This is a genomic window from Kitasatospora sp. NPDC087314 (assembly GCF_044744365.1).
Classification (GTDB): domain Bacteria; phylum Actinomycetota; class Actinomycetes; order Streptomycetales; family Streptomycetaceae; genus Kitasatospora.
In genome coordinates this window covers 115,908-124,309 of sequence record NZ_JBIUYE010000006.1, presented here as the reverse complement: position 1 = coordinate 124,309, position 8,402 = coordinate 115,908, and the positions used below count along the sequence as shown (strand labels likewise).

Genomic DNA, 8,402 nt, shown 5'->3' with positions numbered 1-8,402 from the left:
CCCGCCGCGGCAAGGGCCCGGTGGCCGCCACCGGCACATGCGGTTCGATCAAGGCCCACTCGGCATCCGTCACATCAAAACGCGCCACGAGCCCGAATTCTATCAGAGACACCCACCCGGAACTGAGTCACTGCAAGATCCGAACCCTGAACAGCTCCTAGCCAGCCCCGCCGACAGGCCGGCCCCGGGCCCGACCGTCCGTGGGAGGAGCCCGGATCCACCCGGAAGTGGATGCTGCGATCATCCCCGGAGCGGACGTCAATTACCTTACCCGAAGCCTAGGTTCGAGTCCATGCACAGTTTCCGCCGCGCGGCCGTGACCGCCGCACTCGCCCTCGTCCTGCCGCTGCCGATCGTCGCCGCGGCCCCCGCGTTCGCCGCCCCCGCCGCACCCGCTGCGGCCGTCTCGGCCACGCCGATGGCCACGCTGCCCCACCCCACCGGACCGTACGCCGTCGGGCGCGACCTGCTGCACCTCGTCGACCAGCACCGGCAGGACCCGTGGGTTCCGTCTGCCGGCGCACGGCAGTTGATGGTGTCGATGTACTACCCGGCGCGGCCCGGGAGCGGGACGCCCGTGCCCTACATGACCACCGAGGAGGCCCGCCTGCTGCTGGCCTGGAAGACCCCCAACCGCGTAGTGCCGCCCGAGGCGCTGGCTGCCGTCGGCACCTGGGCCCGGGCGGACGCCCGCCCGGCGGACGGCCGGTTCCCGCTGGTGCTGCTCTCGCCCGGACTCGGCCTCCCGCGCGCCCTGTTCACCAGCATCGCCGAAGACCTGAGCAGCCACGGCTACGTGGTCGCGCTGATCGACCACACCTACGAGTCCGCGGGCGTCACCTTCCCGGACGGCCACACGCTCGCCTGCGCCATCTGCGACCAGCCGCCGGAGGGCGGGGTGCCGGCCATCGCCGAGAGCCGCGCCAAGGACGCCTCGTTCGTCATCGACCAGCTGACGTCCGACCGTTCCCCTTGGCGGCGTGCCCGCCTGATCGACCGCCACCGGATCGGCATGGCCGGCCACTCCATCGGCGGTGACGCCGCCGCCACCACCATGGCCGCCGACACCCGGGTCCGGGCGGGCGTGAACATGGACGGCACCTTCTTCGCGCCGGCCCCGACCACCGGCCTCGGCGGGCGCCCCTTCCTGCTGTTCGGCGCCCAGCACGACGAGACGGACACCACCTGGGACGACGCCTGGACCAACCTGGACGGCTGGAAGCGCCGCCTCACCGTCGCCGGAGCCGACCACAGCACCTTCAGCGACCTCCCGCTGCTCGCCCAGGCCGTGGGCATGCCGAGCGCCCCCGGAGCGATCGACCCGACACGCGGCCTGGCGATCACCCGCACCTACCTCGGTGCCTTCTTCGACGAGCAGTTGAAGGGGATGTGGGAGCCGCTGTTCGACGGACCGTCGCCGGAGGAGCCGGAGGTCACCGTCCAACTCCCGTAGCAGACACAGCCGGTGTCCCCGTTCGGTGCGCGGACCGCTTGGCCGCCGATCTCTGGCGCCCGCCTCACAACCTCAACCACATGATCCGAACTTCGAACAGCTCCTAGCCGTCGGTGGCGGCGCGCAGCTTGGGGCCAGGCGGGATCAGCCCAGTCGCCGGTGCGGACGATGTCCTGAGATCACTAGCCGTTGCTCTATCGATCTTGGTGATCGTAAGTTCGAGGCTGCCGACTCGGTCGGGTGATCTTCTGGTCGGCAGGGCATGAAAATGGGGCCTCCCGCGCAGCTCGTGGGTGTCGAATCCAGTCGAGCAACAGGAGGCCCCTGGTGCCGCAGTCTTCCGTCTCCGTGACGTTGCCGTCCAACTCCGCACCTCTGTCGTGTGATTGCCTCGCTCACCTGTTCGGGAACGCCGGGGACCGCCCGCACAGGCGTCCGAGGTACCCCCTCGGACATGACCGGTTACCGCCGCATCCGTCACCGACCGCGAGGCCGGCCGGACGCTGCTGGAGCGGCTGCGTGAGCGGCACTGGCGCATCTCGCTGGTGTGGGCCGACGGCGGCTACACCGGACGCCTGGTCGACCTCGCCCGCGATGTCCTGCGGATCGCCCTGACAGTGGTCCGACGCACCGACGACGCCACGGGCTTCGTGGTGCTGCCGAAAAGGTGGCTGGTGGAACGGACGTTCGCATGGCTGATGCACTCACGCCGCCTGGCCCGCGACTACGAGACCCGCACCGACACCTCCGAGGCGATGATCCGGTGGCCGATGAGCATGGTCATGAGCCGCCGGCTCGCCCGGCGAGCACGCTGAACATCCCCGGGCGTTCCTCGGCCAGCCAGCCCCGCGCGGCCAGGCGCTTCACCTTCGACCGCGCTCCTTCCACCTTCGCCGCGACCACCTCCAGACCCAAGGCCGCCGCGAGCTGACGACAGTCCATCTCCTCCCCACTGAGGGCCAGAGCCTCCACGAGCCGCTGGTAGTCCGGCGCCAGCGCACCCGGATCGAGATTTTCCCGCCAGGCGGGAACCACCGATCCGGGCACCGCCCCGGCGACCCGCGCAGGCCGTTCACCGGCCACTCCGGCCAGCGATGCCTCCTTGCCCGCAGGAGGTTCTGCCAGGACTTCGGCCACCGTCTGACGGGTAATCACGAACCGCTCCCACACGGCTTCCGCCTCCTGCAGTTCGGCTCGCAGAACCTCCACTCGCTGCCGGGCAGCACGCTCGCGCTCCTCCAGCAGCCCCATCACCGACGGCATCCGGCACCTCCACCGAAGAGACGACACGACACCCCGTCGCTGCCACCGAGGCACCGGCACTATGCCTGAACAGCGGAAACGCACCAATCATTGTCGGAAAGACAACGGCTTCTAAGGCCAACCCAGGCCGGCGGCAAGGCGACCCGCGACGGCCCTAGGAGGTCGTCAGGCCGGCTCAGCCGGACCTGGCCGCCGCCCGTTCCTCCGATGCCGCAGGCGTCGCCGCGCCCAGGTGGCTGGAGCTGGCTCTGTGCGGCAGCCGCCCCGCGCCCGCCGACCGGGACCTGGGCCGCCCGGTCCTCGACTCCCCACTGGCGCGCGGGTCGATGTGGCTGCGCTGGTCCGGTCACGACGGCATCCGCACCCTCCACCACGGTGCCGGCCTCGCCCGCGGCTGGACGGAGCGTGACGTCGACGGCCTGGACGGCTGGGTGGCGCTGGTCAGTAGGGCACCCGGTTGTCGGTTGCCAGCACGTCGCCCGGCACCGTCGAGCCCGCCTGGCGCCGCAGTGCGCCGATCGCCGGATCGGAGATGGAGACCGTGAGCCGGTAGTACGGCTGGCCGGTGATGGTGTTGTGCGAGTCGGTCGGCGCCACCAGGAACTGCTGGAGGGCGAAGCCGTCGAAGCCCGGGCACAGGGCTTCGGCTGGGAGGGTTACCTGTACGGAGGCGCCGTTCTCGGGTCCGACGTGGACGGTGCCGCCCGCGTCGGATGGGGCGTCGTCCGGGGCGTCGCCGTCGTGTGTGAGCGGGAGGCCGTGGGCCCCGGCGACCAGGCCGTCCGGGCCCTCGATCTCCACTGCCACGCCCTGCGGGCCGAGTGGCGCGGACAGGTCCAGCGTGCGGTCGCCGGAGCCCGGGCCGAGCCCGAGACCGATGGTGAAGTGCCCGGGGTCCTTGGGCGAGGTCCGTGAGAACCCGTAGGAGCCGAGGACGAGTTGCGGTCCTGGCGCTGGGGCGTCCGATTGTGGTCCGGTGGCGAAGGTGAAGGATGCGGGCGCCGGTTCGAAGTGGTGGAAGCCCTTGGTGCCGCATTTGGTGCCGTCGGAGACCCCGCTGCCGGGCAGCGCGACGTCCACAGTCGGCCGGGGCGATGCGGGCACGGCCCGCGGGTTGCGCGCCGCCGGGCTGTCCCTGTTCAGCAGACCGGCCGGGTCCGCCCCGACCGTGACGGCCAGGAGCGCCGCGAAAGCGGTGACCGCGATCAGCACGGTGCGCCGGCGTCCGGGCCGGGTCCACCCTGAGCGGGCCGCGCCGGAGGCCGCCCCAGGTGCCCAGCGGCGGCCTCCCGGGTCCACCGGCGGAACCTGCCGCCACCGCGCGGCGAGCATCCGGGTTCGGGCGGTCGGCTCCTTGACGGCGGCGTCCCCGATGAAACGCCCGTCCAGGACGAGTCCCTCGAACGGGTCGGGTGTCGCCCGGTCCGGCGCTATTGGCTCCGGCTCACGGGAAGGGGGCTGGTGGGGTTCCTCGGCGGTTGGCACGGCGCCAGTATGCCCGCCCGTTAAGGACACACCGACCGGCGAAGCGGCCCGGAACGCCTTGTGGCTTGGACACCGACGGTCACTCAGCCTTCGGGCGTCTCCCGTCACCGGCGCCGGCCGCAACACCGCATTCCGCGTGAAGGTGCGTGACAACGACCCGGCCCTCGCAGGCGAGGAGCCGGCCGACCGTACGGTCCTCTGGTGGCGCCGGGCCTACCCCGGCCACACCCGCGCCGGATACCCGCCCGTGGCGCTGGTGGTCACCGACGCCGGGCCCACCGCCCTGGCCAACCGGCAGCAGGCCGTGCTGGCGGGGCTCATGGTGGACCGTCCCCTCCCACTGTCTGCGACGGAGTCCAGTGGCCCCACCTGAACGGTGGGAGTTGGCGCCGCCAAACGTTCGAAGGCGGGCCGCTTGCCGGGCTGGTCTACAGACATGGCCAGCAGGAACGGGCCCGTGGCGGGCGAGGCAGTCATTCCGCTGACCGTTCGGGGGTAGGGCCAGACGAAACCGTCGGAGTGGGGCCGGCGGAGGCCGTCCAAGACAGTTCCGACCGGGGTCGGCCGGTGCCGCTTCTGGGCGTGTCGGAACCCCCCGAGAGGCTCTCCGCGAACGGTGCCACTGATGTCCGGAACTCATTCCGGGTGGAAGGGCGTTCGGGTCGGAGAGCCCTTGTGTCCCTGCCCCGGGAAGGAAACGTGTGACGACCACCTGCGGAGCCCTGTCCGACCGCGCCGTACGAGGAGTACGCGTATGAGGCGGGATCCGGTTACCGACGAGACGGTCGACCGGTGCCGGGTGGAGGCACGTGCCGACCCCGCCTCGGGCCTGCCCGCGCTGGCGCAGTCGCTGCGGAGCCTGGCGTACCGCCGTTCCCAGAGCCGGCCCGAGGACGCCGTCCGCCTCCTGGAGGAGTCCGCCGGCATCTACCGCACCCTGCTTGCCGACGGCGCCGCCGAACACCTGGGCGCCGCTTCCCACGCCCTGTCCTCCCTCGCCCACCACTACTCCCTCGTCCACGCCGACGACCTCGCCCTCGCCGCCCAGCAGGAGGCGGCCGACCTGGCCCGGCGTGCCGAAGCAGCCCGGCCGGTACCGGACCTCGGCCGGGCCGCCGTCATGCGCGCCGCGCTCTCCCACGCCCTCGCCGAGGCGAGACGGTTCGACGAGGCCGTGAACGCCGCCCGCGCGGTGGCCGAGCGCTCCCGGGCGGTGGCCGAGGAAGGCGGAACCGACCTGATGTGGCGGCTGCTCGACCTCACGCTGCTGCTGCGCCTGGCGGGCTGCATCCAGGAGGCCGTGGCCGTCGAACACGAGGCCCTCGCCTGGCTGCGCGACGACCGCGCGCAACCGGCCCACAGCCCCGTCACGACGCTGCGAACCGTCGGCGCCGCGCTGTGGTTCGCCGACCTCGGCCGCCCCGGACCGGCCCACCACCTGCTCGCAGAGGCCGCCCGGTCCTGCGAACGCCTGCCCGCCCGGGGCGGCACCGACAATTTCGGCTTCCACGAAGGCCTGCGGAGCGTACTGTTCGCCCGCTCCGGAGTGCCAGACGAACAGGCCGCGGCCGAGGCACCGGACCCGCTCGCGCTCGGCGTCGACCCGAGCCAACCCCTCCAGCCGGTACTGGGCCTGTCCATCCACCACTGGTCCTTCAGCCTGCGGACGTCCTTCCGGGACGGGCTGGACGCCCTCGTGCGGGCTATCGAGGACATCACCGGCACGCCCGAGAACACCCGCACGTCCGGCGAGGCCTGTGCGTTCGAGGAGGCTTGCGCGTCCGAGGGCGCCGACAGCCCGCCGCCCCTTCCGGACGACCGCTACCTGCTTGCCACCCTCGGCACCCTCACCCGGCGGCGTGACCTGCGCCGGGCGGTCCTGGGAGAACACCCGTCCTGTTACGCCCACACCACGATCCCCCGGCTGCGGCGGAGCGTCGACCTCGAACGCCGCCTCCACACGACGGACCCCGCCGACGGCACTCGGCGCCTGGCCAGGGCACTCGCCGACCTGGCCATGGCACAACTCGTCAACGGCGACAACGCCGCCGCGACCGGCACCCTGTACGAGGCCCACGCGCTCGCCGTACGGGCGGACGTCCCGGGTGATGAGGATTTGTGCAGGGCGTTGACCTGAGGGCCGGAGTGTCTTCTGGTCACGGGCCGGCGGGTACCGGACCGGGGGCGACGATCACCGCGACCTCGCCGTCGCGTGTGCGGACCGCCCAGACTTGTGCCCAGCCCTCCGGGACGCCGAAGGTCAGCAGGTCGGCCGGGCGGTCCTCGTCGCGGGTGAGGCCGAAGGCCCTGGTGGAGTCGTGGACCACCGACGCCGACGACACCCCGGGCATGTTCTTCACGTACAAGGCGGAGTACGGTGGCCCTCCCCTGATCCAGCTGCAGGTGCGCTCGACCTGGGCCCGGCAGGTCGCCGCGCCGGGCTGAGCGGCGCTGGACGGCTGCGCGGTCCTGGACGTCCTGGCCTGGGACGAGAGCGTCACCCCGCGCCGCCCGGCCCGGGTACGCGCCGCGCTGGTCTGCGCGGACTCCGTCGCAAACACACGGCTGGCGGGCCCACGCCGACAACCGCGACCTACGCGTGGCCTGGAGCCCGGACGGCGAGCCCACTCTCGTCATGCCCTGGGACGAACCCCAGGACACCAGCCCCGAGGCGGCTCCGTGGCGTGAAAGCCCGGCAGGCCTACACCGGCGCGGCGATCGGAGGTGCCGTACCCGGTATGGCACAGGCGCGGACGAGGGCCTTCCGCATGCGCCCGCGTGGATCTAAGGGGACCCCCTGACCACGGAACGCCGGGAGGACATCATGAACACTCGTGTGCGCAGGGATTCGGTGTGGGGCATCAGCACGCCGGACTCGACGTGGGGCGCTGTCGACTCGTCCTGGGGCGGCGTGGACAGCGACTGGGACCGCGACCGGATCTGACCTCCCGGCAGGCGGATGAGGACCAGCGCCGACAGCTCACCCGACGCAGCCAGCCGCCTGCCCTGCCTGCTGCGCCGCGCGGGGACCTGCGGGGTGAAGCCGAGCCGGCGCATCAGACGGGTGGCCCCCGAGACGCTGTAGGAGACGTGGAACTTGCGGCCGATCAGCGTCGCGCCTGGGTCCGTACAGGCGGGCGGTGGCGCTCGGCCGTGGTGACCGCCCGGCGCCGGCCCGGGCCCGGGCTGCCGTGGATCGCAAACGCGAGGTGGGGCGAGGACAAGGAGTCGGCCTGGGTGGTCGCCGACCCCGTCACCGTGCGCCCGGTCGTCGCGGCGGCGGAGGCGGCCGTCGAGGTCGGCACCTCGGCGGGCGCGGGCGGCTCGTCCGGGACCGCAGAGGACGCCGGCGGGGGAGAGAAGTGAGCGCGCGGATCGCCCCCGTACCAGACACGGCGGCGCCCGACCCCGATCCAGGCTGGCGGGCGTTGGGTGGTCGAACGTACGAACTCCTGGATGAACAACTTCGGCAAGCTCCGCCGCTGCACCGAGCGACGAAGAACCATCGTCGAGTTCTTCATCGCCCTGGCCAGCGTCATCATCACTGTCCGCTGCCTAATCCGACGGGCTTGGACCCTCTACCGCTGGGACACCCGGCCTCGAAGCCCCCGCATCCGATGACCTACTGGCGGACGCCCTAAGTGGGAAGGTAAACGGGAGTCCGGCCGCTGATGACCGTGTGCGGTCGCCAGCGGCCGGACTCCACCAGAATCTGGCGGCAGTTGAACAGGTACTGCTTGCCAGCAGACGTCTGTGGCTTCAGTTGCGTCGAGTGTCAGACACAGATGCTTTCTGCCACGTCTTCGCCGCCCCTCCGCCGAGAGCGGCGGCGTTGACCAACGAGGCTCCCGGGCTGGTTGCTTGAGACATGAGACGTCTCTCTCAACCGCCCGGAGCCTCGTCTGTTCTGCCCTCACCTCAACCGCCGGGCCGTCACCCGGCCAGTGCCCACCCCGAAAGGATCAGCGCGTTAAGACGGGTAGCCGACCTTCGGAGTGTCACCCGAAGGCCGGCAGCGCCGCCGGGTCGATCAGGCGGTGTAGGTCACGGTTCCGGCGGACGCCGTGCCACCCGGGGTGGTCACGGTGACGTTGACGGTGGTACTCGGGGTGCCGGCGGGGATGATGCCGGTGATGACGGTCCCGGTGTTGGTGGTGATCGTCGCCGTGGTCGTCCCGAAGGTCACGGTCGCACTTGCGAG

General features: G+C 72.0%; 7 protein-coding genes and 3 pseudogenes. 6 read left to right on the top strand and 4 right to left on the bottom strand.

Going from position 1 to position 8,402, the window contains the following annotated elements:
• Positions 1–292 precede the first annotated feature (292 nt).
• On the top strand, positions 293–1,453 hold the full coding sequence (locus tag ACIO5E_RS14680; protein ID WP_400667289.1) for an alpha/beta hydrolase family protein: 1,161 nt from the start codon (positions 293–295) through the stop codon (positions 1,451–1,453).
• Positions 1,454–1,926: 473 nt separating this feature from the next.
• A pseudogene (locus ACIO5E_RS14675) lies at positions 1,927–2,268 on the top strand (transposase); the annotation flags it as partial.
• Here the strand turns inward: ACIO5E_RS14675 and ACIO5E_RS14670 are convergent.
• Together ACIO5E_RS14670 and ACIO5E_RS14665 are read right to left on the bottom strand one after the other, a co-directional pair.
• A complete protein-coding gene (locus ACIO5E_RS14670; RefSeq protein ID WP_400667288.1) occupies positions 2,234–2,716 on the bottom strand; it encodes a hypothetical protein in 483 nt (160 codons plus the stop codon). The pseudogene ACIO5E_RS14675 and the gene ACIO5E_RS14670 sit on opposite strands and share 35 nt — an antisense overlap.
• A gap of 441 nt (positions 2,717–3,157) precedes the next feature.
• Entirely contained in the window at positions 3,158–4,015 is an 858-nt protein-coding gene (locus ACIO5E_RS14665) for a hypothetical protein (RefSeq protein WP_400667286.1), read from the bottom strand.
• A 322-nt stretch (positions 4,016–4,337) separates the two neighbouring features.
• Between ACIO5E_RS14665 and ACIO5E_RS14660 the strand changes: the two genes are divergently transcribed.
• Positions 4,338–4,574, top strand: coding sequence for a hypothetical protein (locus ACIO5E_RS14660; protein WP_400667284.1), 237 nt, complete (start codon positions 4,338–4,340; stop codon positions 4,572–4,574).
• A gap of 381 nt (positions 4,575–4,955) precedes the next feature.
• Positions 4,956–6,338 carry a hypothetical protein gene (locus tag ACIO5E_RS14655; RefSeq protein ID WP_400667283.1) on the top strand — a complete coding sequence of 461 codons (1,383 nt, stop codon included), beginning with the start codon at positions 4,956–4,958 and terminating at the stop codon, positions 6,336–6,338.
• A gap of 19 nt (positions 6,339–6,357) precedes the next feature.
• Here ACIO5E_RS14655 and ACIO5E_RS14650 read toward each other — a convergent pair whose 3' ends face one another.
• Together ACIO5E_RS14650 and ACIO5E_RS14645 are read right to left on the bottom strand one after the other, a co-directional pair.
• Positions 6,358–6,543, bottom strand: a complete 186-nt coding sequence (locus ACIO5E_RS14650) for a hypothetical protein (RefSeq protein WP_400667281.1) — start codon at positions 6,541–6,543, stop codon at positions 6,358–6,360.
• 673 nt (positions 6,544–7,216) lie between these two features.
• Positions 7,217–7,318, bottom strand: a pseudogene (locus tag ACIO5E_RS14645) (winged helix-turn-helix domain-containing protein); the annotation flags it as partial.
• 120 nt (positions 7,319–7,438) lie between these two features.
• On the opposite strand from ACIO5E_RS14645, the gene ACIO5E_RS14640 reads away from it, so the two are divergent.
• Positions 7,439–7,567 (top strand): hypothetical protein, encoded by a 129-nt coding sequence (locus tag ACIO5E_RS14640; protein ID WP_400667279.1) that lies wholly within the window; start codon positions 7,439–7,441, stop codon positions 7,565–7,567.
• Positions 7,568–7,603: 36 nt separating this feature from the next.
• Positions 7,604–7,822 (top strand): annotated as a pseudogene (locus ACIO5E_RS14635) (transposase); the annotation flags it as partial.
• Positions 7,823–8,402: the final 580 nt, after the last annotated feature.

Coding starts and splice junctions, on each gene's coding strand:
- ACIO5E_RS14680 (WP_400667289.1), top strand. CDS start 293: ATGCACAGTTTCCGCCGCGCGGCCGTGACCGCCGCACTCGCCCTCGTC.
- ACIO5E_RS14670 (WP_400667288.1), bottom strand. CDS start 2,716: ATGCCGTCGGTGATGGGGCTGCTGGAGGAGCGCGAGCGTGCTGCCCGG.
- ACIO5E_RS14655 (WP_400667283.1), top strand. CDS start 4,956: ATGAGGCGGGATCCGGTTACCGACGAGACGGTCGACCGGTGCCGGGTG.